Source organism: Streptomyces silvisoli (genome assembly GCF_029269905.1).
Taxonomy (GTDB): Bacteria; Actinomycetota; Actinomycetes; order Streptomycetales; family Streptomycetaceae; genus Streptantibioticus_A; species Streptantibioticus_A silvisoli_A.
The window spans coordinates 92,807-116,472 of the sequence record NZ_JARJBC010000002.1; the positions used below are offsets into that span (position 1 = coordinate 92,807).

The window sequence follows — 23,666 nt, forward strand, 5'->3', positions numbered from 1 at the left end:
GCTCAGCCCGACTTGCGGCGCACGCGCCGCAGTTCGGCGTTGACCGTGGCCACCGCCGATCTCACCTGCGCCGCCGGGTCGGCGCCGTCCTTGATGATCCGGCTGACCGCGTCCGTCAGCGCCACCTGCGACCTGGGCGTCCACAGCAGCGGAAGCGCGTGCCCGTGGTCGGTGCTGAACCGTACGGCGTCGGCCGCCGCGCCCGAGCGCAGCTTCGCCGCCTTCCTCGCCAGGGAGAGCCGGGCCGGGATGTGGAATCCGTAGGAGAGCGCGAAGTCCTCCTGGTAGTCGGTGCGATCCACCCACAGCCACTTCACGTACGCCTTGGCCGCGTCGATGTGCCTGCCGCGTGCGCTGACCGCCGAGGCGTAGGCGCCCACCGGCACGGCCGGGCTTCCGGCGGTGCCGTCCTGGGGGAACGGCAGCACACCGAAGTCATCTCCGAGCGCCTTGCCGATCTGCGGCAGCGCCCACAGTCCCGTCCACTGCATGGCGGTCAGCCCCTGGGTGAACGCCGACGGGTCGGACCAGTCCGCGGGTGCGCCGAGCAGCAGTGATCCGCTGGCGTACAGGGTGTGCAGCTTGCCCAGGGTCAGCGCGGCGGCCGGGTCGTCGAATCCGGCCTTCCCGTCGTCGGTGACGAGCCGCAGCCCGGCGGCGACCAGCGGGATGCCGCCCTGGCCGAGCACACCGGCGCCGCCGTCGTTGCCGAGGAACAGGCCCTTGGTGTCCTTGCCGGTCAGCGCGTGGGCGGCGGCCACCAACTCGTCCAGCGTCCGCGGCGGTTGGACGCCCGCCCTGGCCAGCAGGCTCTTGCGGTAGTACAGCATCTGCATGTCGATGGCCTGCGGAACGCCGTAGACCCTGCCCTGGTACGTCTTCGGCTCCAGCACCGCCGGGTTGAAGTCGGCGCGGACGTCCTTGACCAGGTCGGTGAGGTCCACCACCTGGCCGCCCTGGATCTGGTCGATGGACGGTCCGCTGTCCTCGAACACATCGGGACCGGCATCGGTGAGCAGCGCGGCGGCGGTCTGCTGGTCGTAGTCACCGGGCCGCCACTGGACGGTGACCTCAGCCGGCCGGTACGCGGCCGCGTACCGGCGTACGGCCTGCTCGGTGCTCGGCTCGCCGTACTGGTGGTACCACTGCGACAGCGCGGGACCACTGCCCGAACCACCGCCGCCGCGGCCGGTGTTCGACCCGCAGGCGGCGGCGAGCGCGCCGGTGAGTGCCAGGCCGCCGCCGAGTCCGAGCAGTCGGCGGCGGGAGAGCGCGGGAAGCGTGCTGTGCTGCGGCTCCGACATGGTCTAGAAGTATCGCCCGGTTGCGTGTGACACGCATTGCGAACACGTGAATTGGTCAGCGCCATTCCACCGCGAAGGCGCGGGCCGGGTTGGCGACGAAGAACGCGTTCGCCACCTCCTCGCCCAACTCACGGACGATGCGCGGCCGGAGTACCCGCAGCAGGAACGGCATGCCGGGACCGCCACCGGAGGCGGCCCGCGCCGCGGCGGTCGTGGTGTCCGCGCCGATCAGAACCTGGTCCGCGTGGCCCGACGCGGCCAGCGTCACCAGCGAGTCGAACAGCCGCCAGTCCGTCGCGTGGTTGGCCCGTGACGGCCCGTCGAACGCCAGGAACGCACCGGATTCCGCCGCCTCCCGCTGCACCCGCAGATCGGGGGAGCGGTTGAGGTGGCCGAGGACCACCGAGGTCGGCGGCACCGCCAACCGCCCGCACAGCAGGTCGAGTACGTCCAGCGGCGCGGTGCCCAGCTCATGGTGAACGGCGATCGGCGCGCCGGTCGCGTGGTGTGCCTCGGCTGCGGCCGTCATCACCTGGCGGGCGTGCGCGTCCAGCCCGTGGAAGGCACCGGCGACCTTGATCAGGCCGGCCCTCACCGGTTCGGCCGGACCGTCCGGGTCCTCGTCCCGGCGTACGCCCTCGGTCAGTTCGGCCACGAAGAGTTCGGCGAGCCGGTGCGTCACGCGCTCCAGCACACCGGGCGCGCAGTGGGCGGCCTGGTGCAGGCCGGTGGCAGCGACGATGTGTACGCCCGCGTCGCGGGAGACCTGGGGGAGCGCGTCGGTGCGGCGGGCGGTGCCGAACGGCGACCACTGCACGACCGCCTGCCCGCCCAACTCCCGGAAGGCGCACAGCTCCTGGGTGGCCGCCTCCGGGTCGTCCAGCTCCTGGCCGGGCAGTTGCGGGCTGCGGAAGAACAGGTGGTCATGGGCGTCGCAGACGCCCAGCTCGGCGGCGGGGATGTCACCGAGCACGGTACGGACGGCGGCCCGGGCGGGCTGGCTCTGTCGCATCGCGGCTTTCCGTTCGGGTGGCGGGGGCCGGGACGCGTGCCCGGCCGTCAACGATCACGCCGTTACACGGTAGGGGCGGCCCGCTCGGGTGGGCGGGGTCAGTCCGTGGCGTCGCTGGCGGGGGACCAGATACTGATGATGCCGGGGAGCTCGGACAACTCCGAGACCAGATGGTGCACCTCGCCCCGGCCCTCGATGGACAGCCGCACCTCGGAGGTGCCCGCGGGCCGCTCGTGCTCCTCCTCGTCCTCCAGCCAGGGGGCGTGCTCCACTCGTACGTCCACCACCCGGAAGCCCTCTCCGGTGCACCGCTCCAGGACGCGCGGCAGCACACCGCCGCCCGAACGGTAGGCGAGCAGCAGCTGGGCGTGCTCGGCCGCGGAGACGCTCGGGAAGCGGCGGGTTATCAGCGGATAGCCGCGGATCACCAGGAAGTGCCCGAACGTCGCGGCGACCGCCAGCAGGGGCAGCCCGCCGCCGCAGGCCATGCCCACGCCACAGGTCAGCCAGATGGTGGCGGCGGTGGTCAGACCGCGCACCGTGTGGCGGTGGACGAAGATGATCCCGCCGCCGATGAAGCCGATGCCGGAGATGATCTGCGCGGCCACCCGCGAGGGGTCGAAGGAGACGTGTTCCAGGGCCAGTACGCCGTTGAAGCCGTGCTGGGAGACCTCCATGAACAGCGCGCTGCCGACCCCGACCAGAGTGTGGGTCCGCAGCCCGGCACTCTTCTGCCGGATCGCCCGCTCCAGGCCGATCAGTGTGGAGAGCACCAGCGCGAGCCCCAGCTCGGCCAACTGCCGCAGGCCCTGCCCGGCGGCCGGATCCCACAGCGGCAGCGCGATCGTCCGCATCGGTCACCTCCCAACCGAGAATGTGTGGTCGAGCCTATCCCCGGAGGCTGACAATCGGTCAGTCACCCAACTCCAATGGCTCGCGCGGGTAGGCGTTCGTCCGGGTATGTCTGGAATGAGGTGAAAGCCCCGGGTGCGGGTGGGGCGGACCGTAAAGGTGGGGAAAGCTCGCTGCAAAGTGGAGTAAACCAATCCGAACGGATTTCCGTCTCTTCTCTTGAGAAGGACTGCCCGAAGCCTGAAGAGAGAGCGACGACCGTGGGACTCACGTCCAAAGTGTTCTTCATAGTGCTGGTGATCATCGCGGTAGCGGTGGTCGCCGCCGCGCTATGGCTGTGGCCGCGCGCCGCCAAGCGGGGTCCGGTGCCGTGGCTCGGTCGGCTCGGGCTGATCGCCGCGACGCAGGTCGCCATCCTGGGCGTCATCCTCGTCGCCGCCAACAACAACTTCGGGTTCTACTCCTCGTGGAACGACCTGCTCGGCAGCCCCGAGGGCCAGCAGCTCGTGGACGCGGGCCACACCACCGACGGGCGCCCGGTCAGCCTGGTCGTCCAGGGCAAGACCGACGCCGGGCTCAAGGGCGGCAAGTCCAAGGCCGGTGAGGTCGAGGCGGTCACCTTCCGCGGCCCGTCCTCCGGGCTGACCACCGACGGCTTCGTCTACCTGCCGCCGCAGTACTTCCAGAAGGGCCACGAGAAGGACAAGTTCCCGGTCGTCGTCGCACTCACCGGCTACCCGGGCGTGGCGAAGAACCTGATCACCGGGCTGAAGATCCCGCGCACCGTCTCCGATGACATCGTGGCCAAGAAGATCAAGCCGACCATCTACGTGATGGTGCGGCCCGCCATCGTGCCGGGCCGGGACACCAACTGCACCGACGTCCCCGGCGGCCCGCAGGCGCTGACCTTCTTCAACCAGGACCTGCCGATGGCGATCGCCAGCCAGTATCGCACCAGCGACACCCCCGGCACCTGGGGCGCCGTCGGCGACTCCACCGGCGGTTACTGCGCGCTGAAGTTCCCCATGACCAACCCCACCCGGTACGGCGCGGGCGCCAGCCTGTCCGGTGACTACTTCGCCCGGCAGGACCACGACACCGGTGACCTCTACGCGGGCAGCGCCCAGGTCAAGCGGGAGAACGACCTGATCTGGCGGATGGAGCACCTGCCCGCCCCGCCGGTCTCGCTCCTGCTGACCAGCAGCAAGAAGGGCGAGGACAACTACGGTCCCACCATGAAGTTCGTGTCGAAGGCCAAGGCGCCCACCAGGATCGACACGCTGATCCGCGACGAGGGCGGCCACAACTTCAAGACCTGGCGCGCCGAGTACCCCGAGGTCATCCTCTGGCTGGACAAGCAGCTTTCGGCACGCGTCCAGCAGCCGTAGCGGCGACTAGCGGCGACGGTTATTCCAGACAGCCCGAGGGCCTGTCCGCAACTAATTCGCGGACAGGCCCTCAGGCTGTCAGGCGCGGTTAGTCCGCTTATTGCGTGATTGCTTATGCGGTACGCGTCACAAAAACCGGGGACCCCCAGCCGCCGACGGAAAGCCGGCGGCCAGGGAGCTCCCAGGATGAGACGGTCAGTGGTTGGCCGCGCCGTTCCCGGACAGAACGGGGATGTTGTCCAGGATGTGCGACAGCGGGGCATCGCCCTGGCTGAAGCTGGAGTTCTCCGTGCACATCTGGCTGCCGTTCTGGTTGATGATGTCCTGCAGCTGGACGTTGATGGGCACGAGGTTGACGATGGGAACGTTGGCCTGGACGTTCCTGATCGGGATTGCGATGCACGGCTTGTTGAGCGTGCCCTGGACCAGGCCGATCTGCGGGCTCATGTAGCCGCCCGTGGTCGTGTTCCCGTACCTCTGCTCCGAGCCGTTGCCGTTGGCGGAGTTGGGGCCGTGGTCGTCGCCGATGGCCATCGCCGGCGCGGCAGAGACACCAACGATGGAAGTGACCACCGCAGCTGTAGCGAGAATCTTCTTGATCACGCGAGTTTTTCCTTCCGATCCTGGAGCGCCCCACTACCGGAGCAGACTGCACAACTCCCGGCGCAAGGAGAAGTTCCTATCGTTCACCCTCCCGGCGCAATTTCATGCGCCACCGGAGTGTGCAATTCGTGTAATGGAATCCGCTGCTGTGTTCGTGCTCCGTACGCATTCCGTCACGCCTCCCGGGAGGCGCCCGCGGCGACCTGGGGCGCGGCCCGGGACGGCCGGCGGTGCTGGGCGTAGGATTCCCGGGTGGCGTCTGAGGCAGAGGAACCCGAGGAGCCGCTGGTCACCATCGCGCCGTACGCGCCGCCGCCGCCGGATCCGCTGGACCGGCCGTGGGTCGGGCCGATGTTCGTCATCGGCGTTCCGGTGGCCCTGGCGGTGGTCGTCTTCCTCTTCCTGCTGCTCCGCTAGCGCCGCCGGGCCGCCGCGTTCGCCGTGCGCAGCGCCACCGTGGGCCAGGTACGGCGACGGCGCGCCGTTCACCAGACCCGCGCCGAAGACCACCGCGACGGGCGCCGCCGGGACCTCGCCGACGTCGCGCACGCGGGTCGGGCGCCGTGTACATCCAGGTGGCGGGCAGCAGTGCCAACCTACAAGCGGCCGCGGTCAGTTGGGCGGTGCTCCGCCCCCCTTGCGCGTCCTCGGCAGCAGCGCACGTATGCGTTCGCGCATCCCCATGACCCCCGTTGTCGTCGTTCACCGGGGATCACCGACGCCGCTGCGGCGCGGGCCGGTTCCGGTGGTGGCATGATGACGGACCATGGACGCTGGCCGCCTGCCCGTATTCGTGTACGGCACGCTGCGTCCCGGCGAGGCCAACCACGGGCTGCTGCTCGGCCGCACCGCCGCCGAGACGCCCGCCGTACTCCCCGGTGCGCTGCTGTACGAGGGGCCCGGCTATCCGTACGCCGTGGACGATCCGGGCGGCGGCGAGATCCGCGGTGAGCTGATCGATCCGCTGCCCGAGGTGTACGAGGCGGTGCTGGCGGATCTGGACCGCCTTGAGGAGTACGTGCCGGGTGCGCCCGGCAACCTCTACGATCGCCTTGCCCGCGAGGTCCGCGTGGCGGCCGGGCACGTCCGCCCGGCCTGGGTCTACCTGGCCGGCACCGCGACGGCCCGCGCCCTGCGGGCCGACGGCGTCCCCGTCCGGGGCGGGGACTGGCGCCGGCGGCGCCTTCCCGGCGCTCCGGGGTAGCGGCGCCCCTCCCGCCGGCCCAACCTCCTTACCGGAAAAGGCGCTTCACGGAGGACACGTCGGCGCAACGCCGACGCAACTCGCCGTCGGCAGACTTGAGCCATGACGGATGTGACGCCCGAGCCCGAGTCCGGTTCCGACTTCGATTTCGACGGTGTGTTCGACAGTACGGCGCAGCTCATGTCCCTGGTCTCCCGGCAGCTCAGCGCGCAGCTGACCCGGATAGCCCCGCCCGGTCGGCGCACCGACGAGACCGCGCGGGCCCGGTCGGCCGCCTGACGAGGCCGGAACCGGTCCGGCGCGGCGACGCGCGGGCGCGGCTGTCAGTGGCTGCGGTTACCGTCGCAGTATGGACTGGAACCACCCGGTGGCGGCCACCACCGGCGCCCCATACGACGAAGCGGCCACCGAGCGCTGGGTGCCCGAGCCGGACAAGCGGCCGGGCCGCACGGCGTTCCAGCGCGACCGCGCCCGGGTGCTGCACTCCGCCGCGCTGCGGCGGCTGGCGGGCAAGACTCAGGTGGTCGACCCGGCCGCCGCGACGCCCGAGGTCAACACCAGTCCGCGCACCCGGCTGACGCACTCCCTTGAATGCGCCCAGGTCGGCCGGGAGTTGGGGGCGGCGCTCGGCTGCGACGCCGACCTGGTGGAGACCGCCTGCCTGGCGCACGATCTCGGCCATCCGCCGTTCGGACACAACGGCGAGCAGGTGCTCGCCGAAGTCGCCAAGGATTGCGGGGGGTTCGAGGGCAACGCGCAGTCGCTGCGGCTGCTGACCCGGATAGAGCCCAAGCGGTTCACCACCGATGGCGCGGGCCGCGTCTCCAGCGTCGGCCTCAACCTCACCCGGGCCGCGCTGGACGCCGCCACCAAGTACCCCTGGCGTCAGGGCGGTCACCCCACGGACCCGGCCTCCCGCAAGTTCGGGGTGTACGAGGACGACGAGCCGGTCTTCAACTGGCTGCGGGCGTCCGCCCCGTCCGGCCGCCAGTGCTTCGAGGCGCAGGTCATGGACTGGTCGGACGACGTCGCGTACTCCGTGCACGACGTCGAGGACGGCCTGATGGCCGGGCACCTCGACCCGAACCTGCTGCTCGCCGAGCCCGAGCGGCAGGAGATCTACACGGTCGCCATGGGCCGCTACGCGCGGGACGCGGCGCCTGACGAACTGGCGGAGGCGCTGGACCGGCTGCTGGACCAGGAGTGGTGGCCGCACGGTTACGACGGCTCCGCCCTCGCGCAGGCCCGGTTGAAGGACGCCACCTCGCAGCTCATCGGCCGCTTCTGCCTGGCGGCCGAGCGGGCCACCCGGGACGCCTACGGCCCCGGCCGCCTCACCCGGTACGTGGCGCAGCTCGTGGTGCCCCGGAGCGTACGGCTGGAGTGCGCCGTGCTGAAGGCGGTGGCCGACCGCTATGTGATGCAACGCGCCGACCAGGCCAGGCGCCGGGCCGAACAGCGCGTCGTCATCGCGGAGTTGGCCGAAGCGCTGGTGGCCAGGGCCCCCGAGGGCCTCGACCCGCAGTTCCGCGGCATGTACGAGGTGGCTCCCGACGACCGGGCCCGCCTCAGGGTGGTGATCGACCAGATCGCGTCCCTGACGGACGCCGCGGCCCTGACCCTCCACCACCGCCTGGCCGCGTAGGGACTTCGCGGCCACAACCACCCGCACCGCACAGGGCCCCCGGGCGGCAACCCCTCCCGCCAGCGGCAACGACCGCGCGCCGTCCCGGCCGTGTCGCGGGCGGCGCAGCCCGAAACCACCGGCCCCCCCCGAAGCCCCCGGGGCGCGGTGCCGGGTAGAAGCGAACCGCGGCCGGGGGGTGACCATCGCCCCCCGGCCCTGCACCATGGAGATCACAGGCCAAGCACCCTCACGGTGCGGCGCCCTTCACGTGGGCCGTACGGTGCGGGACGCTCCCTGAGGACGGATTCGCCGGGGGATTCCGCGCGAGGAGGCGCACAGTGGTCGACGCACATCAGACGTTCGTCATCGTCGGAGCCGGACTGGCCGGGGCGAAGGCAGCCGAGACCCTCCGGGCCGAGGGCTTCACCGGCCGGGTGATCCTCATCGGCGACGAACGCGACCACCCCTATGAACGCCCCCCGCTGTCCAAGGGCTATCTGCTGGGCAAGGACGACCGCGACTCGGTCTTCGTCCACGAACCCGCCTGGTACGCCAGCGCGGACATCGAGCTCCACCTCGGCCAGCCGGTGGTCCACCTCGACCGGGTCGCCAGGACCGTCACCCTCGGCGACGGCACCGCGCTGACGTACGACAAGCTGCTGCTCACCACAGGCGCCGAGCCACGGCGGCTGCACATCCCCGGCACCGATCTCGCGGGCGTCCACCACCTGCGCCGCCTGGCGCACGCCGAGCGGCTGCGCGGCGTCCTCACCTCGCTCGGCCGGGACAACGGCCACCTGGTGATCGCGGGCGCGGGCTGGATCGGCCTTGAGGTGGCCGCCGCCGCCCGCGAGTACGGCGCCGAGGTGACCATCATCGAGCCCGAGTCGACCCCGCTGTACGCCGCCCTCGGCCCCGAACTCGGCGCGGTCTTCGCCGATCTGCACCGCGAGCACGGCGTCCGGTTCCACTTCGGCGCGAAGCTGACCGAGATCGTCGGCCAGGACGGCATGGTGCTCGCCGCCCGTACCGACGACGGCGAGGAGCACCCGGCGCACGACGTGCTCGCCGCGATCGGTGCCGCGCCGCGCACCGCGCTCGCCGAGGCGGCCGGGCTCACCCTCGCCGCCCGGGCGGACGGCGGCGGCGTCGCGGTGGACGCCGCGCTGCGCACCTCGGACCCGGACATCTACGCGGCGGGTGACTGCGCCGCCGCCCAACACCCCACGCTGGGGCTGCGGCTGCGTGTGGAGCACTGGGCGAACGCGCTGAACGGCGGCCCCGCGGCGGCGCGCTCGATGCTGGGGCAGGACGTTTCGTACGACCGGGTGCCGTACTTCTTCTCCGACCAGTACGACCTGGGCATGGAGTTCTCCGGGCACGTGGCGCCGGGCAGCTACGACCAGGTGGTGTGCCGTGGGGATGTCGGCAAGCGGGAGTTCATCGCCTTCTGGCTGGGGCAGGGCGGCGAGGGGTTCCGGGTCCAGGCCGCGATGAACGTGAACGTCTGGGATGTGACGGACACCTTGCAGGAGCTGATCCGCTCCGGGCGTACCGTCGACCCCGACCGCCTCGCGGACCCGGGTGTCCCGCTGCCCGGGTTCCTGGAGTGATCAACGGCTCCGCTCCAGGAGGGAGGCGCGGGACGCCGCTGTCGTATCCCGACCGTAGAATTCAGTCGTGGCGGGCAGGATCCGGGATGAGGATGTGAAGGCGGTTCGGGACGCGGTCCCGATCGACGCCGTGGTGTCCGAGTACCTTCAACTCCGTCCGGCGGGTGGCGGCAACCTCAAGGGACTATGTCCCTTTCATGATGAAAAGTCCCCCTCCTTTCAGGTAAGTCCAAGTAAGGGGCTTTTCTACTGCTTCGGTTGCCAAGAGGGCGGTGACACCCTCGACTTCGTCATGAAGCTCGACCACCTCTCCTTCGCCGAGACGGTCGAGCGACTGGCCGCCCAGGCCGGCATCACCCTGCGCTACGAGGAGGGCGGCTACACCCCCGGCCGCCAGCAGGGCGAGCGCACCCGGCTGGTGGAGGCGCACAAGGTCGCCGCCCAGTTCTACGTCGACCAGCTCGGCGGCGCCGAGGCCGAGATCGGCCGCAAGTTCCTCGCCGAGCGCGGCTTCGACCAGGCGGCGGCCGCCTACTTCGGCGTCGGCTACGCCCCGGCGGGCTGGGACCACCTGGTCCGCTTCCTGCGCGGCAAGGGCTTCTCCGACAAGGAGCTGCTGCTCTCCGGACTGGCCAGCGACGGCCGCCGCGGCCCCATCGACCGGTTCCGCGGCCGGCTGATCTGGCCGATCCGCGACATCACCGGAGAGGTGATCGGCTTCGGCGCCCGCAAGCTGCGCGAGGACGACAACGGGCCGAAGTACCTCAACACCCCCGAGACCCCGCTGTACAAGAAGTCCCACGTCCTCTACGGGATCGACCTGGCGAAGAAGGACATCGGCAAGACCGGCCGCGCGGTGGTGGTCGAGGGCTACACCGACGTCATGGCCTGCCACCTCGCGGGCGTCACCACGGCCATCGCCACCTGCGGCACCGCCTTCGGCGAGGACCACATCAAGATCCTGCGCCGGGTGCTGATGGACAACTCCGGCTCACAGGTGGTCTTCACCTTCGACGGGGACGCCGCCGGCCAGCGCGCCGCGCTGCGTGCCTTCGAGGACGACCAGAAGTTCGCCGCCCGTACCTCCATCGCGGTCAGCCCCGGCGGCATGGACCCGTGCGAGCTGCGGCTGGCCGAGGGCGACGGGGCGGTGCGCAACCTGGTCGACCAGGCGCTGCCGCTGTTCGACTTCGCCATCCGGTCCACCGTCGCCCGGCACAACCTGGACACCGCCGAGGGCCGCGCGGCGGCGCTGGAAGAGGCAGCGCCCATCGTCGCCGGGATCAAGGACGCCGCCATCCAGCACGAGTACGGTGTCCAACTCGCCGGAATGCTGGGCATCCTGGAGGTGGACTTCGTGGTCCGCCGGGTCAGCCAACTCGCCCGCTGGCAGCGCGAGCGCGGCCGTCAGCCGGACCGGCAGCGCCCCGCCGCCCGTTCCGCGCCCGCCGGGCCGCAGCCCGCGCCCCGGCCCACCGGCCCCCGGCTCGATCTGCGCAGCCCGCACCACCGCGTCGAGCGCGAGCTGCTCAAACTGGCGCTACAGCACCCCCAGTTGGTCGCCCCGGCCTTCGACGCCTACGGCGAGGACGAGTTCACCGCGGCGCCCTACGCCGCGGTGCGCCGGGCCGTCGCGGAGGCCGGGGGAGTGGCGGCGGCCGACGGCGACTACCTCACCCGGGTCAGGGACGCGGTGCCCGACGACTCGGTGCGGGCGATGGTCACCGAGCTGGCCGTCGAGCCGGTGATGCACAAGGCGCCCGACATCTACGCGGGAGAGGTGCTGGTCAGCGTGCGGCTGGCCGCGGTCAAGCGGCGGGAGAGCGAGCTGCGCGCCAACCTCGCCCGGCTCGGCCCGCGGGCCGACGCCGCCCAGACCGGCGCCGTGCAGAACGAGCTGTGGGCGCTGCAGCAGTACGGCAACCGGCTGCGCGACCAGGGTGCCGCGGGCCTGTGAATCGTAGCCGTGCGAGCGCTGCGGGTAACGAGAACCGAAGAAACTGACCGCACACCCCTCGTAGTCGAGGCGTCTCGTACCGCACACTGGGTCCGGTGCCTGAGTCCTCGGAGCGCGGAACGCCAGAACCCCCCGGCCATCCGCTCACGGTGCACTCCCGGACGGACAGCGGCGGGGCCGCGACCGTTCCACTGCCGCACGCCTCCGAGTCCGTGACCGCGCTCAGTGTGGAGGCCGTTCCTGTGCAGACGCAGATCCTCGCCCCCCAAGCCGACAGTGCTGTCGAACTCGTCCCCGTGGAACCTGAGTTGGAGCCCGCACCGGAGCGGGTGCCCGCGCAGAGCCATGCGGCAGCGCACCCCGAGACCGAGCCGCTGATCGACGAGAGCGACGAGAGCGACGAGCCGGAGCCGGAACGTGCTCATCCGGCCGAGGTCTCCGGGCCGTCGGCCGATCTGTTCCGCCAGTACCTCCGGGAGATCGGCCGCATTCCGCTGCTGACCGCCGCGGAGGAGGTGGAGTTGGCCCGCAGGGTCGAGGCCGGACTGTTCGCCGAGGAGAAGTTGAGCGGCGCCACCGACCTGGACTCACGGCTCGCCAGCGATCTCGACCAGCTGGTGGTGCAGGGCCGGATGGCCAAGCGCCGCCTGATCGAGGCGAATCTGCGACTGGTCGTCTCGGTCGCCAAGCGCTACGTGGGGCGCGGGCTGACCATGCTCGATCTCGTCCAGGAGGGAAACCTCGGCCTGATCAGGGCGGTTGAGAAGTTCGACTACGCGCGTGGCTACAAGTTCTCCACCTATGCGACCTGGTGGATCCGCCAGGCCATGAGCCGCGCCCTGGCGGACCAGGCGCGCACCATACGGGTCCCCGTCCATGTGGTCGAGCTGATCAACCGGGTGGTGCGGGTCCAGCGCCGCCTGCTGCAGGAACGCGGCTTCGAACCGGCGACCGCCGACGTCGCCGCCCAACTCGACCTCACCGAGGAGCGGGTCACCGAGGTGCTGCGGCTCGCCCAGGAGCCGGTCTCGCTGCACGCGCCGGTCGGCGAGGAGGACGATGTGGCGCTCGGCGACCTCATAGAGGACGGCGACGCGGCGTCCCCCGTCGAGTCCGCCGCCTTCCTGCTGCTGCGCGAGCATCTGGAGGCCGTGCTGTCCACGCTCGGTGAACGCGAGCGCAAGGTCGTGCAGTTGCGCTACGGGCTGGTCGACGGCCGCCCGCGCACCCTGGAGGAGATCGGCAGGATCTTCGGCGTGACCCGTGAGCGGATACGCCAGATCGAGTCCAAGACCCTCAACAAGCTCCGCGACCACGCGTTCGCCGACCAGTTGCGGGGATATCTGGACTGATGCGCTGGGGCCTGCGGTCCTGCCCCTCGACCCCCGCGACGGCGAGCGGCCGCGAGGCCGCGGGCTGGCGGTGTCCGAACCGGCCGATGCCGCAAGGCGCTAGAGAGCCGCGAACGCCCCCGGATGCGTCTGGTCCCGTACCGCCCGGTACTGCTGCCTCACGGAGGAGCCGACCGCCAGGTCGTCCGCACCGGGCTCGGCCCCCCGGCTCCCCGAGAGCACCGCGGACGCCCAGTGCGGCGGCTCCTGCGGCGACACCGAACCCCGCTGGGCGCCCAGCGCCCAGGCCGCCTGCCGGGCCGCGCCCAGCGCCGCGTAGTCGGCGGGCGGTGGCACCACCACCGGCACCCCGAACAGGCCGGGCGCCATCGCCTGTACGGCGGGCAGCTCACCGGCGGGGCCGAGCAGGAAGACCCGGCGCACCGCGACCCCGCGCCCGCGCAGCACGTCCAGCGCGTCAGCGAGCCCGCACAGCATTCCCTCGAACGCGGCCCTCGCGAGGTGTTCTGGCTTCATGCTCTCGCGTCGCAGCCCCGCCAACAGACCGGCCGTGTGCGGAAGTTGCGGGGTGCGCTCGCCCTCCAGGTACGGCAGCAGCACCAGCCCGTACGACCCCGGAGTGGAGCGCAGCGCCAGCTCCGACAGGCCGGACAGATCGGTGCCCAGCAGATCGGCGGCGCCGCGCAGTACCCGTACCGCGTTGCGGGTCTGCACCACGGGCAGGTGGTGGCCGGTCGCGTCGGCGAGCGAGGTGATCAGGCCCGACGGGTCGGTCAGCGCCTCGTGGTGCACCGCGAACACGGTCCCGGAGGCGCCCAGCGCCACCACCGCGTCGCCCGGACCGAGGCCCAGGCCGAGCGCGGCCGCCATGTTCTCCCCGGTCCCGGCGGAGATCAGCAGCCCTTCGGGGGTGTGCCCGGCGGGTTCCGCGGGTGCCAGTACCTCGGGCAGCCGGACCCGGTGGCCGAGCGCCAGCTCCACCAGGTCGGTGCGGTAGCCGCCGGTGGCCGCCGACCAGTAGCCGGTGCTGGAGGCGTCACCCCGGTCGGTGATGCGGCGCGCGGGACGGCCCAGCAGCTGCCACACCAGCCAGTCGTGCGGAAGCAGTACTTCCGCCGTGCGTTGCGCCGAGGCGGGCTCGTGCTGGGCGAGCCAGCGCAGCTTGGAGATCGGATAGGCGGCCTCGGGAACCGAGCCGACCGCCTCCGCCCAGCCCCCGGGCCCGCCCAGCGCCTCGGTGAGGTCGGCCGCCGCGACCTGGGCCCGCCGGTCGTTGCGCAGCAGTACCGGACGGACCAGCACCCCGCCCGCGTCCAGGGCGACCAGCCCGTGCTGCTGGCCCGAGACGCCGATCGCCTGGACCCCCTCAAGCAGCCCGTCCTTGGCCGCCTCGCCCAGCGAGAGCAGCCAGGCCTGCGGGTCGATCTCGGTCTGCTTGCCGTCTCCCTCGGTGGGGTGCGGGGCATACCCCTGCCGCAGCACGGCACCCGTGTCGGTGTCACATACGACGACCGTGGTTCCCGCGGTCGAGCTGTCCAAACCGGCGACTATCCCCATAGCGCCAGATCATGCCGTATCCAGGGATCAGGTGTTGCTGGTGCCCCAGTCGTCCTCGCCCGGCGCCCGCTGCTCGCGCAGCGAGCGCAACCGTTCGGTCACCGAGGCGGGCAGTCGTCCGTCGATCCGGTGGGAGACCTTGTGGGCGGCCTTCCCGACCAGCTCCATGCCCTGCTGGCCCGCTGACTCCACGGTGTTCCGCACCGCGGGGTTCTGCGCGATGCGCCGGGCGGTCTTGCGCAGCTGTTCGTACCGCTCCCGCCCGGCGCGCGCGCCGAGCACATAGCCCACGGCGGCTCCGGCGATGAACGTCAGCCGATAGCGCATGGCTCCACCCTTCCCTCGTTCTGGCGTACCTGGTGCGCTTCGCCAGCATGCAACGGTTCGGCGCTCGGCGCCTACCCGCTGTAGCCGTGCGACAACCCCGGCGACACCGGTTGGCGGAGCACCCCCCTGCTTGCGCTAATGTATGTGTCGCAGCGAGCGCACGCCGCCGGGGAGGCCCGGATGCGGGTGCGTTCGAGGCACACAGAGCATTCCTCCGTAGCTCAATTGGCAGAGCATTCGGCTGTTAACCGAAGGGTTACTGGTTCGAGTCCAGTCGGGGGAGCTCGGTCCCCTGTAGCTCAATTGGCAGAGCAGCCGGCTGTTAACCGGCAGGTTACTGGTTCGAGTCCAGTCGGGGGAGCACCACTCAAGGACCCCGTTAGGGGTCCTTTTCGTATGGTTGGGAACCGATCCCCGGCGGGTGAAGTCCTCCCAGGCGTGCGTGTGTGACCCGTGAGGGCGACAGATCGTATGAGCGGCTATGCTGCGGCAGACGGTGTGCACGGCAAAGCACGGCACGCCGTACGGGGCGTTAGCTCAGCCGGTTAGAGCAGCGGACTCATAATCCGTCGGTCGTGGGTTCGAGTCCCACACGCCCCACCAGGGTTCCATCGTGCAGAACCGTTTTCACCTGCGATGGAGCCACGCCGAGAGGTCCCCCGGATGGCTCCGGGGGGCACTCGAAGATCGTTAGCTCCGCCGATGCTCCGCCGGAGTGCAAACGATCACGGTCCAGTCTCCCGACGGCGTAACCGCGTCAACCTCCTCGAACGGTCGCCTCGGCGCTACGAGCCCACGCGGCAGAAAGCCCCGCCCGCGCGACGGGGGAACGCACGCGGACGGGGCCGTTCTATGTCGTCAGGTCACGGTTCGCGGGACCGGTCGACCTGCACGGGCGAGAAGCCCACGGCGGTCACCTCGACGCCGGCGCGGGCCAGGAAGGCCGCGTTCTCGCCCTCCGGCGGCCCCAGGTCGAGCGCGGTCCTCGGGTCGCCCAGGAGTTCCGCGCCGGGCCGGGCCGCCGTGCGGCGGCCCCGGGCCTTTGGGGCGGCCTCTACGGGCCTACGGGATCAGTGGCAGTTGGAGCTGGGCGGCACGGTCCCCACTTGGCGTAGTCGGCCCCTCAGGGTGGACGCCGCCACCTGGGGCCGGGGACCGCGCGCCTACGTACGTCTGACAGTCGGCCGGAGCATTCCGGTGGCGTTGGCCTGGAAGAGTCGGCCCGGGCAGCCCGTGCCCGAGCCGCGCCGGTCGCTCTCAACCGCCCAGTAGGACCGGCAGTGCGCGATGCCCGTTGGAGATGAACGACTGCACGGTCTCCAACTCCTCGGCCGGTACCGCCAGTCGGGCATCGGGGAACCGCTCGAACAGCGCCGGAAGCGCGATGGCCGCCTCCAACCGGGCCAGCGGTGCGCCCAGGCAGAAGTGCACACCGTGCCCGAACGCCAGATGCTCCTTGTCGGCGCGGGTGACGTCGAACGCGTCGGCCCGCTCGCCGTGGTGGCCCGCCGCCTGGTAGTTGGCCAGGATCGGCTCGCCCTTGGCGATCCGCACCCCTTCCAGCTCAATGTCCTCCACCGCGTACCGCAGCGGGAGGTGCGCCACCGGAGCGCGGTACCGCAGCGCCTCCTCGATCACGTCGTCCCAGGAGGCCCGGCCGGAGCGGACCAGTGCCAACTGCTCGGGGTGGGTCAGCAGCGCGTGGATCGCGTTGTCGATGAGGTTGACGGTGGTCTCGTGCCCGGCGCTGATGACCAGCAGCAGGGTGTCGACCAGTTCGTCCTCGCTCAGCCGGGTGCCGTCGTCCTCGTTGCGGGCGGCGATCAGCACACTGGCCATGTCGTCGCCCGGCTCGGCCCGCTTGATCTCCACCAGCTCCCGCAGGATCTGGTAGATCAGGTTGTAGTTGGCCAGCGCCTGCTCGGGTGTGTTGGTGGTGGCGAACACCCCGTCCACCGCCCTGCGCAGCGGATCGCGCTGGTGGTCCGGGACGCCGAACAGGTCGCAGATCACCTGGATCGGGATCGGGTACGCGTACTCCTCGCGCAGATCGGCCGGTTCGCCGTCCGGCACGGCGGCCAGCCGGTCCAACAGCCCCGCGGTGATCTCCTCGATCCGCGGCCGCAGCGCCGCGGTACGCCGCGCGGTGAACGCCGGGGCGACCAGCTTGCGCAGCCGGCGGTGGTCGTCGCCGTACGCGGTGAACATGTTCGTCACCGCGACCCAGGTGAACAACTGCCAGTCCGGCGGGATCTCACCGCTGACGAAGGCGGGCCAGTGCTGGTGGGAGTCCTTGGACACCCGCGGATCGGTCAGCAGCCGCTTGAGCAGGTCGATGCGGCCTACTGACCACGCCACCACCTGGCCAGGAAGCTCCACCCGCGTCGCCGGCCCGTGCTGGGCGATCCTGGCCGCTTCTCCGGCGATGTCGCGGCCTGCGGGGTCGATGACATGGGGCTGGCTGTCCAACGTCTGTCTCCAGGGGTCTCGTCAGGCAGGGCGGACGGCGAAACGGGTACGGCCGCCGGGATCGGCTCGCGGGCGGAAGGCGTCGAGCGCGTCGCCGGTACTGCCGGTGGCAGCGGTGCGGCCACCGGCGGGAATCGCACCGGCAGCGCGGTGAGCGCCCGCTGGAAGGGGCCCGGCCGCCACTGCAACTCCTCGGCCGCAACGGCCAGTTCGATGTCCGGCAGCCGGTCGAGCAGCCGCTCCATGGCGACCGAGGCGATGATCCGCGCCTCACGCCGGGCCGGGCAGGAGTGCGGTCCCGCGCTCCACGCGAGGTGGGCGCGGTTGCCTGAGCGGTGGTCGGTGGCCAGGGTTGGGTCGGTGGTCGCGGCGGCGAAGCTGATGACCACCGGCTCGCCCTCACGCAGCGGGTACCCGGCCACCTCGGTGTCGTAGAACGGGTAGTGCACGCCGTAGTTGGCCATCGGCGGGTCGGTCCAGAGCACTTCGTCGAGCGCGTCCTCCACCGGCAGACCGCCGCCGCCCAGGCTTCCGGCGAACCGGTCGTCGGCCAGCAGCAGCCGCAGGCCGTTGGCGATCAGGTTGTGCATCGGCTCGTTGCCCGCGCCCATCAGCACGACGAGCTGGTGGATCATCTCCTCGTCGGTCAGCCGCGCCTCATGGGCCATCAGCCAGGAGATCAGGTCCGCTCCCGGCTGCTTCCGCTTCTGCGCGACCAGGGTGATCAGGGTCTCGGTGAGCAGCGCGTCCGCCTTCTCCGCGTCCACCCCGTCGAAGATCCCCTGGTGGCCTTCCATCATCCGCTCGCCCAGCTCCGGCGGGCAGCCGAAGATCTGGTTCATCACCAACTGGGGCAGCACCCGGGCGTAGTCGGCGAGCAGGTCCGCCTGCCCGGTCGGGCCGAACCGGTCGATGACGGCGTCGGCGCTGCGTTCCACATAGCCCCGCAGCGCATGCGGGTCGACCTTCGCCAGGGCGTCGTCGATGGCACCGCGCAGCCGCTGGTGCCGATCGCCCTCCGCGTAGAGGGCGTTGGGCCGCCAGGTCATCATCGGCACCACCGGGTTGTCCGGTGACACCCGCCCTTCGGCCAGCGCCCGCCAGCGCCGGGCGTCCTTGCCGAACGTCTCGGTGCTGCGCAGCACATGCAGCGCGGCGTGATAGCCGAGGACGAGGGTGGCGTCGACGCCGGGCGCCAACTCCACCGGTGCCAGGGGGCCTTGGCGGCGCAGCCCGTCGTAGACCCGGCCGGGGTCGCGGGCGAAGTCGGCGCCGTACAGCGGGGTGGCGCCGGACCCGGTGGGGTACGTGGGATAGGCGGACTGCCGGGGTTGGTGCGCCGGGCAGCCGGGGGGCGGAAGGGCGTCGTCCGGGGGACGGATGGTCACGCGCTCTCCTGGCGGTTGCGGGAGTACAGGTACTGGACGAGCGAGATCAGTGCCTCGGTGGACGACCTGCGGTCGCGGGCGTCGCAGGTCACCAGTGGGGTCTCGGGCAGCAGGTCGAGTGCCTCGCGCAACTCCTCCTCGGCGTACGCCGGCGCGCCGTCGAAGTGGTTGACGGCGACCGCGTACGGCAGGCCGTGCTCCTCCAGCAGGCCCATCACGTCGAAGGAGTGCTCAAGGCGCCGGGTGTCGGCGAGCACCAGGGCGCCCAGCGCGCCGTAGGTCATGTCCCGCCACAGCTGGGTGAAGCGCCGCTGGCCCGGAGCGCCGAACAGGTACAGCACCAGGTGGTCGTTGAGGGTGAGTCGGCCGAAGTCCATGGCGACCGTGGTGGTGGTCTTGTCCGGGACGCCCGCCAGGTCGTCGGTGAGCGCACCGGCCTGGGTCATCGTTTCCTCGGTGCGCAGCGGCCGGATCTCCGACAGGGTGCCCACGAACGTGGTCTTGCCCACGGCGAAGTGCCCGACGACGAGCAGCTTGACGGCGGTCCGCACCGTCTCGGGCAGATAGACGCCGTCAGAGGCGAGCGCGGAGCCCATCGAGGACCTCCTGGAGGATCTCGGGTTCGGGGAGTTCGGCGGACGGTATGGGGGAGCGGGTGATGATGTGGCCGCTGTCCACCAGGTCGCTGAGCAGCACCTTGGTGACGCTCACCGGGATCCGCAGATGCCCCGCCACCTCGGCGACGGACAGCGAGCCACCCCGGCACAGCTCCATGACGCGGCGTTTCTCCGGGCTTAAGCCGCCGGTCGCACCGCCGGCGGCGATCACCAGGGTGACCAGGTCGAGGGTGTTGCGGGTCGGGTGGGCGCGCCCGTCGGTGATGACGTACGGCCGCACCAGCCCCCGCCTCTTGCCCGGCGAGGTCATGCGGTCCTGCCGACGTCCTGCCGCGGCGGGCTGGTCAACTCCTTGCCCAACCGGTCGACCAGCTTGTGCATGCGGAACGTGACCGCCTCCATGTCCACATCGGCGGCGGCGGACACCGCGAGGTACGCGCCGGGACCGGCCGCCACCAGGAAGACGAACCCGTCCACGAACTCGATCAGCGTCTGCCGCCAGCCGGTGTCCGGGTCGTCGCAGAACTCGGCGGTGGAGCGGCTGATCGACTGGAGCCCGGCCAGCGCGGCGGCCTGCCGCTCCGACTCGTCCCGGCTGATGCCCTGGGAGTGCGCCCGCAGCATTCCGTCGGCGGAGAGCAGGATCGCGTGCCGGGCGCCGGGGACGGCCAGTGCGTCGTCCAGCATCCAGCCGAGCCGGTCGTTGGAGGTCTCGTGCAGTCCGTTCATGTGTGGGGATTCCCTTCGTGGTCCGATGAGGAGGCACGGCCGGACCGGGTGCCGCGGGCGAACGCCCCGATGATCGCGGCGGCGTCCTGCGCCGAGCGGCCCTGCGGGGCCTCGGGCGCCGGCCGCTCGGCCGCCGCGGCCGGTTCGGCCAGCGGCTGCCTGCGGCGGCGTTTGGGCAGGCCGCCCGCGGTCGAGGCGTACACGGGGGTCGGCTCGGCGCCCGACGGGTGGGGGCCGTCGTATTCCGGAAGGCGTTCTGGGACCGTCACCGGGCCGGTCGGGCGCTTCGGCGCCGCGTGCCTGGCGGTGGACGGCGGACGGGTGCGCACCGAGTCGGCGCTGTCGTCGGGCGACTGGGTGAGCAGCGCGCTGGGCAGGAAGACCACCGCCCGCACCCCGCCGTACGGGGAGCGGGTGTCGACGGAGACGCTGAACCCGTAGCGCGCGGCGAGCACCCCGATGGCGGCGAAGCCGAACTGCGGCGGGTCGCCGAGCCGGGTGATGTCCACGCTCTGCCCGGCACCGGTCAACAACTCGGTGGCGCGCCGGATCTCCTGCTCGATCAGGCCGACACCGGCGTCGTCGATGACGATGGCCGTGCCGTTGTGGGCGGGTTGCAGGTTGACCTGCACCGTGGTGTTGGGCTGCGAGTGGCGGGCGGCGTTGTCCAGCAACTCCGCGACGGTGAGCACGACCGGCTCGACGGCCCGGCTGACCACGGCGACGTCGACCTGGGCGTGCACCTCGACCCGGCGGTAGTCGCGGATCCGGGAGGTGGCGCCGCGCACCACGTCCTCCAGCGAGGAGGCGGCGCGCTGGCGGCCCGGCCAGGAGCCGCACAGTACGGAGATGGCCTGCGCGCGGCGGCCGAACTGGGAGTTGGTGTGGTCGATCGCCAACAGGTCCTGCAGCACGTCGGGGTTGTCGTGCCGCTCCTGCATCTCGGAGATGGCCAACTGCTGTTCGTTGGCCAGGCCTTGCAGGGCGCGCATGGAGGCCATCAGCGCGGCCTTCGCCGACTGGTCGGCGCGCGCCTGCGCGTTCTGCGCGGCCCGGCTGAACAGGTCGGAGACCGTCTTCAGGCTGTTCGCGTAGTCGGACCCGGCGAGGTGTCCGTGCAGCAGTCCGGGCGCTCCGGCGGGCTGGTGCGGTCCGGCCTCCACGAGGGCGGGGAGTCTGACGGTGGCCAGATGGCGGACTTCCTCGTCGCGAGAGCGCACGCTGTCTTCCAGCGAGGCGACGGTTCGGCGCAACCGGGCACTGATCTGCCGTTGGCGTATCAGCAGGACCACGACGGCCAGTGCACCGGCCAGGAGGCACCAGAACACCGCCTCCGGTATGTGTCGTGTCATCAGATCCTCGGGACGGGGGCGGGGGATCACGGCCTGTGCGGCGGATCTTACCCAAGGCCACCGCACGTCTGAGCGAGAAGCGAATGGTCAACCGCCTTATCACTTGCGGTATTCGGGGTGATGTAGGGGTTGCTAGGGGTGGGCTAGGGGTGCTTGCGAGGTCGCGGTCCGCGACTGACCCGCGACTTCCTGTATCCGTCATATATCGGCGGCAGAATATTTCGGAGACCGATGTAACCTGGCGGTGTCGGACACCACGCCGTGAGGAGAGGAGGAGCCATGGGCGGTCCGCTGACCCCGGCGCCGCCGCGCCGCCGTCCCTGGCCCGCGTTCCTGCTGCATGAACGCCCCCGGCCGGACCGAATACGCAACCGGCCCGGCGCGTGGTGGCTGGCCGTCGCCACCGTGTGCTTCGGCGCCTTCATGGGGCAACTCGACGCCAGCATCGTCACCCTGACCTACGGCAGTCTGCGCACCGAGTTCCGCGCCCCGCTGGCCGCGGTCGAATGGGTCTCGCTGGCCTATCTGCTCGCGCTGGTCGCCCTGTTGGTTCCGGTGGGCCGACTCGCCGACGCGCACGGGCGCAAGCTGCTCTACCTCTACGGGTTCGTGGTGTTCACCGCCGCCTCCGCGGCCTGCGGCCTGGCGCCCACGCTCGGCGCCCTCATCGGCTTCCGCGTGGTGCAGGCGGTCGGCGCGGCCATGATGCAGGCCAACAGCGTGGCGCTGGTGGCCACCAGCGCGCCGCGCGACCGGATGCGGACCGCGTTGGGCGTGCAGGCCGCCGCCCAGGCGCTCGGCCTGGCGCTGGGCCCCACCGTCGGCGGCGCCCTGGTCTCCACCCTCGGCTGGCGCTGGGTGTTCGGCATCAACGTGCCGATAGGCCTGGTGGCGCTGGTCGCGGGCCACTACCTGCTGCCCAGGACGCGCGGCCGCAACCGGGTGCGCAGCTTCGACTGGCCGGGGCTCGCGCTGCTGGCGCTGGCCTCCACCGCCGGGCTGCTCGGCGTATCCGCCGCCTCGGGACTCGCCGTGCCCGGCTGGGGCGCGGCCGTGCTGTTCGCCGTCGCGCTGGCCGCGGGCTGGGGCTTCGCCGTACGGCAGGGGCGGGCCGCCGCACCGCTGCTCGATCTGGCGCTGCTCCGGCTGCGGGCGGTGGCGGCCGGGCTGGCCGGGGCACTGTGCGGCTATCTGGTGCTGTTCGGGCCGCTGGTCCTGGTGCCGGTGGTACTGACCGGCGCGGGCTCCTCCGAACTGGCGGCCGGGCTGGTGCTGACCGCGCTACCCGCCGGGTTCGCGGTGGCGGCCACCGGTGCGGACCGGCTGCTGCCGCGCGGTATGAGCGACCGCGGGCGGTGCCTGCTCGGCGCCGCGCTGTGCGCCGGGACGCTGGCGGCGCTGCTCGCCGTGCCGTTGGACGAGGTGTGGCTGACGCCGCTGCTGGCGGTGCTGGGGCTGGGGCTGGGGGTGTTCACGCCCGCCAACAACACGCTGATCATGGGGGCGGTACCCAGCAGTTCTTCCGGTACCGGGGGTGGCCTGGTCAACATGGCGCGTGGGCTCGGCACCGCGCTCGGGGTGGCGCTGGTGACCCTCGCGCTGCACCTTTCCGCGCAGTACGGGGCGCGGCTGGCCGTCGTACTGCTGCTCGGCGCCGCGGTGCTGGCGGTGGTGGCGGCGTGGTTCAGCCCGCGCCGAGCCGCAGGCCGCAGCAACTAGGGTCTAGTCATGCCGCCCCAGCCCCGATCCCCTGAGCCCCAGGCCGTGACGCCAGCGCCCGGTCAGGACGCCCGACTGCTCACCGAGGCCGTCACCCGGCTGCGGCGGGCGCTGCGGGCGTCGATACGTACCGACTACCCATGGGAGCAACTGCCCATGGCGCAGGTGGAGTTGCTGCAGGTGCTGGCCGAGCACTCGCCCGCGAGGATCGGGGATCTGGCGACGCGGCAGCGGCTCGCCACCAGTACGGTCTCCGGCCTGATAGGCCAGATGATCAATGCGGGTCTGGTGGCCCGCGCGGTGGACCCCGCCGATCGGCGGGCCTCCGCGGTGTCCCTCACTGACGCCGGGCGGGCCCAGCTGGCGGCATGGGCCGAGGCGCACGAGCGGCGGTTGGACGCCGCGTTGGGGGCGCTGGACGAGGAGGAGCGGGAGGTTGTGCGGGCGGCGCTTCCGGCGTTGTTCCGGCTTGCGGAGCAGTTGGACGAGACGGATCGCTAGGGGGCTGCCCGCCCGTTCGCCGGTTCGCCTGCGCTGGCGTTGCGGGCCCCCGCCCGCCCACCCGCTTGACGTCGGCCTTCGCCTGCCGTTGCGCT

22 protein-coding genes and 3 tRNA genes are annotated in these 23,666 nt (G+C 71.7%); 13 read left to right on the plus strand and 12 right to left on the minus strand.

Annotated elements, in window-relative coordinates; translation table 11 throughout:
• Positions 1-2: 2 nt before the first annotated feature.
• The 3 genes from P3G67_RS03385 to P3G67_RS03395 form a co-directional block, all read right to left on the minus strand.
• A complete protein-coding gene (locus P3G67_RS03385) occupies positions 3-1,304 on the minus strand; it encodes an ABC transporter substrate-binding protein (RefSeq protein WP_276092116.1) in 1,302 nt (433 codons plus the stop codon).
• A 55-nt stretch (positions 1,305-1,359) separates the two neighbouring features.
• Entirely contained in the window at positions 1,360-2,316 is a 957-nt protein-coding gene (locus P3G67_RS03390; protein ID WP_276092117.1) for a phosphotriesterase family protein, read from the minus strand.
• A 98-nt stretch (positions 2,317-2,414) separates the two neighbouring features.
• Entirely contained in the window at positions 2,415-3,170 is a 756-nt protein-coding gene (locus P3G67_RS03395; protein WP_276092118.1) for an MgtC/SapB family protein, read from the minus strand.
• A gap of 258 nt (positions 3,171-3,428) precedes the next feature.
• On the opposite strand from P3G67_RS03395, the gene P3G67_RS03400 reads away from it, so the two are divergent.
• Positions 3,429-4,556 carry an alpha/beta hydrolase gene (locus tag P3G67_RS03400; RefSeq protein ID WP_276092119.1) on the plus strand — a complete coding sequence of 376 codons (1,128 nt, stop codon included), beginning with the start codon at positions 3,429-3,431 and terminating at the stop codon, positions 4,554-4,556.
• A 195-nt stretch (positions 4,557-4,751) separates the two neighbouring features.
• Here the strand turns inward: P3G67_RS03400 and P3G67_RS03405 are convergent, their stop codons facing one another.
• Complete coding sequence (locus P3G67_RS03405) at positions 4,752-5,159, minus strand: rodlin (protein ID WP_269854088.1); 408 nt, start codon at positions 5,157-5,159, stop codon at positions 4,752-4,754.
• A 252-nt stretch (positions 5,160-5,411) separates the two neighbouring features.
• Here P3G67_RS03405 and P3G67_RS03410 point away from each other — a divergent pair, with 252 nt between their 5' ends.
• The 7 genes from P3G67_RS03410 to P3G67_RS03445 all read left to right on the plus strand — a co-directional run bounded on the left by P3G67_RS03410 (position 5,412) and on the right by P3G67_RS03445 (position 12,912).
• A complete protein-coding gene (locus P3G67_RS03410) occupies positions 5,412-5,576 on the plus strand; it encodes a hypothetical protein (RefSeq protein WP_269854089.1) in 165 nt (54 codons plus the stop codon).
• 349 nt (positions 5,577-5,925) lie between these two features.
• Entirely contained in the window at positions 5,926-6,363 is a 438-nt protein-coding gene (locus tag P3G67_RS03420) for a gamma-glutamylcyclotransferase family protein (RefSeq protein WP_276092120.1), read from the plus strand.
• A 102-nt stretch (positions 6,364-6,465) separates the two neighbouring features.
• Positions 6,466-6,642 (plus strand): hypothetical protein, encoded by a 177-nt coding sequence (locus P3G67_RS03425; RefSeq protein ID WP_269854091.1) that lies wholly within the window; start codon positions 6,466-6,468, stop codon positions 6,640-6,642.
• 70 nt (positions 6,643-6,712) lie between these two features.
• The gene (locus tag P3G67_RS03430; RefSeq protein ID WP_276092121.1) at positions 6,713-8,008 is read left to right on the plus strand and encodes a deoxyguanosinetriphosphate triphosphohydrolase; all 1,296 of its coding nucleotides are present in this window, start codon (positions 6,713-6,715) and stop codon (positions 8,006-8,008) included.
• 320 nt (positions 8,009-8,328) lie between these two features.
• Positions 8,329-9,603, plus strand: coding sequence for an NAD(P)/FAD-dependent oxidoreductase (locus P3G67_RS03435; RefSeq protein WP_276092122.1), 1,275 nt, complete (start codon positions 8,329-8,331; stop codon positions 9,601-9,603).
• 67 nt (positions 9,604-9,670) lie between these two features.
• Complete coding sequence (gene dnaG, locus P3G67_RS03440; RefSeq protein WP_276092123.1) at positions 9,671-11,560, plus strand: DNA primase; 1,890 nt, start codon at positions 9,671-9,673, stop codon at positions 11,558-11,560.
• Positions 11,561-11,655: 95 nt separating this feature from the next.
• A complete protein-coding gene (locus P3G67_RS03445; protein WP_391858186.1) occupies positions 11,656-12,912 on the plus strand; it encodes an RNA polymerase sigma factor in 1,257 nt (418 codons plus the stop codon).
• Positions 12,913-13,011: 99 nt separating this feature from the next.
• Here the strand turns inward: P3G67_RS03445 and P3G67_RS03450 are convergent, their stop codons facing one another.
• Together P3G67_RS03450 and P3G67_RS03455 are read right to left on the minus strand one after the other, a co-directional pair.
• The gene (locus tag P3G67_RS03450; RefSeq protein WP_276092124.1) at positions 13,012-14,469 is read right to left on the minus strand and encodes an FGGY family carbohydrate kinase; all 1,458 of its coding nucleotides are present in this window, start codon (positions 14,467-14,469) and stop codon (positions 13,012-13,014) included.
• A gap of 27 nt (positions 14,470-14,496) precedes the next feature.
• A complete protein-coding gene (locus tag P3G67_RS03455; RefSeq protein ID WP_276092125.1) occupies positions 14,497-14,796 on the minus strand; it encodes a YtxH domain-containing protein in 300 nt (99 codons plus the stop codon).
• A 210-nt stretch (positions 14,797-15,006) separates the two neighbouring features.
• On the opposite strand from P3G67_RS03455, the gene P3G67_RS03460 reads away from it, so the two are divergent.
• The 3 genes from P3G67_RS03460 to P3G67_RS03470 all read left to right on the plus strand — a co-directional run bounded on the left by P3G67_RS03460 (position 15,007) and on the right by P3G67_RS03470 (position 15,399).
• Positions 15,007-15,079 (plus strand) — tRNA-Asn (locus tag P3G67_RS03460).
• A gap of 5 nt (positions 15,080-15,084) precedes the next feature.
• Positions 15,085-15,157 (plus strand) — tRNA-Asn (locus tag P3G67_RS03465).
• A gap of 165 nt (positions 15,158-15,322) precedes the next feature.
• Positions 15,323-15,399, plus strand: a tRNA-Ile gene (locus P3G67_RS03470).
• 654 nt (positions 15,400-16,053) lie between these two features.
• Here P3G67_RS03470 and P3G67_RS03475 read toward each other — a convergent pair.
• The 6 genes from P3G67_RS03475 to P3G67_RS03500 are packed head-to-tail and all read right to left on the minus strand — an operon-like array spanning position 16,054 to position 21,351.
• Positions 16,054-17,202, minus strand: coding sequence for a cytochrome P450 family protein (locus tag P3G67_RS03475; protein WP_276092423.1), 1,149 nt, complete (start codon positions 17,200-17,202; stop codon positions 16,054-16,056).
• A complete protein-coding gene (locus tag P3G67_RS03480; protein WP_391858187.1) occupies positions 17,139-18,653 on the minus strand; it encodes a cytochrome P450 in 1,515 nt (504 codons plus the stop codon). The genes P3G67_RS03475 and P3G67_RS03480 overlap by 64 nt, the downstream gene beginning before the upstream one ends.
• The gene (locus P3G67_RS03485) at positions 18,650-19,249 is read right to left on the minus strand and encodes a GTP-binding protein (RefSeq protein ID WP_276092126.1); all 600 of its coding nucleotides are present in this window, start codon (positions 19,247-19,249) and stop codon (positions 18,650-18,652) included. Before P3G67_RS03485 ends, P3G67_RS03480 begins: the two co-directional genes overlap by 4 nt.
• Entirely contained in the window at positions 19,227-19,580 is a 354-nt protein-coding gene (locus tag P3G67_RS03490; RefSeq protein WP_269854098.1) for a DUF742 domain-containing protein, read from the minus strand. Before P3G67_RS03490 ends, P3G67_RS03485 begins: the two co-directional genes overlap by 23 nt.
• Positions 19,577-19,999 (minus strand): roadblock/LC7 domain-containing protein, encoded by a 423-nt coding sequence (locus tag P3G67_RS03495; RefSeq protein WP_391858188.1) that lies wholly within the window; start codon positions 19,997-19,999, stop codon positions 19,577-19,579. The genes P3G67_RS03490 and P3G67_RS03495 overlap by 4 nt, the downstream gene beginning before the upstream one ends.
• Positions 19,996-21,351, minus strand: a complete 1,356-nt coding sequence (locus P3G67_RS03500) for an ATP-binding protein (RefSeq protein ID WP_276092127.1) — start codon at positions 21,349-21,351, stop codon at positions 19,996-19,998. The genes P3G67_RS03495 and P3G67_RS03500 overlap by 4 nt, the downstream gene beginning before the upstream one ends.
• A gap of 279 nt (positions 21,352-21,630) precedes the next feature.
• On the opposite strand from P3G67_RS03500, the gene P3G67_RS03505 reads away from it, so the two are divergent.
• Positions 21,631-23,070, plus strand: coding sequence for an MFS transporter (locus P3G67_RS03505; RefSeq protein WP_276092128.1), 1,440 nt, complete (start codon positions 21,631-21,633; stop codon positions 23,068-23,070).
• Positions 23,071-23,115: 45 nt separating this feature from the next.
• Complete coding sequence (locus tag P3G67_RS03510) at positions 23,116-23,571, plus strand: MarR family winged helix-turn-helix transcriptional regulator (protein WP_269854101.1); 456 nt, start codon at positions 23,116-23,118, stop codon at positions 23,569-23,571.
• Positions 23,572-23,666: the final 95 nt, after the last annotated feature.

Bases quoted from the DNA above. Each gene is read 5' to 3' on its own strand.
- P3G67_RS03385 (WP_276092116.1), bottom strand. From the start codon at position 1,304: ATGTCGGAGCCGCAGCACAGCACGCTTCCCGCGCTCTCCCGCCGCCGA.
- P3G67_RS03390 (WP_276092117.1), bottom strand. From the start codon at position 2,316: ATGCGACAGAGCCAGCCCGCCCGGGCCGCCGTCCGTACCGTGCTCGGT.
- P3G67_RS03395 (WP_276092118.1), bottom strand. From the start codon at position 3,170: ATGCGGACGATCGCGCTGCCGCTGTGGGATCCGGCCGCCGGGCAGGGC.
- P3G67_RS03420 (WP_276092120.1), top strand. From the start codon at position 5,926: ATGGACGCTGGCCGCCTGCCCGTATTCGTGTACGGCACGCTGCGTCCC.
- P3G67_RS03425 (WP_269854091.1), top strand. From the start codon at position 6,466: ATGACGGATGTGACGCCCGAGCCCGAGTCCGGTTCCGACTTCGATTTC.
- P3G67_RS03430 (WP_276092121.1), top strand. From the start codon at position 6,713: ATGGACTGGAACCACCCGGTGGCGGCCACCACCGGCGCCCCATACGAC.
- P3G67_RS03450 (WP_276092124.1), bottom strand. From the start codon at position 14,469: ATGGGGATAGTCGCCGGTTTGGACAGCTCGACCGCGGGAACCACGGTC.
- P3G67_RS03455 (WP_276092125.1), bottom strand. From the start codon at position 14,796: ATGCGCTATCGGCTGACGTTCATCGCCGGAGCCGCCGTGGGCTATGTG.
- P3G67_RS03485 (WP_276092126.1), bottom strand. From the start codon at position 19,249: ATGGGCTCCGCGCTCGCCTCTGACGGCGTCTATCTGCCCGAGACGGTG.
- P3G67_RS03490 (WP_269854098.1), bottom strand. From the start codon at position 19,580: ATGACCTCGCCGGGCAAGAGGCGGGGGCTGGTGCGGCCGTACGTCATC.
- P3G67_RS03495 (WP_391858188.1), bottom strand. From the start codon at position 19,999: ATGAACGGACTGCACGAGACCTCCAACGACCGGCTCGGCTGGATGCTG.
- P3G67_RS03500 (WP_276092127.1), bottom strand. From the start codon at position 21,351: ATGACACGACACATACCGGAGGCGGTGTTCTGGTGCCTCCTGGCCGGT.
- P3G67_RS03505 (WP_276092128.1), top strand. From the start codon at position 21,631: ATGGGCGGTCCGCTGACCCCGGCGCCGCCGCGCCGCCGTCCCTGGCCC.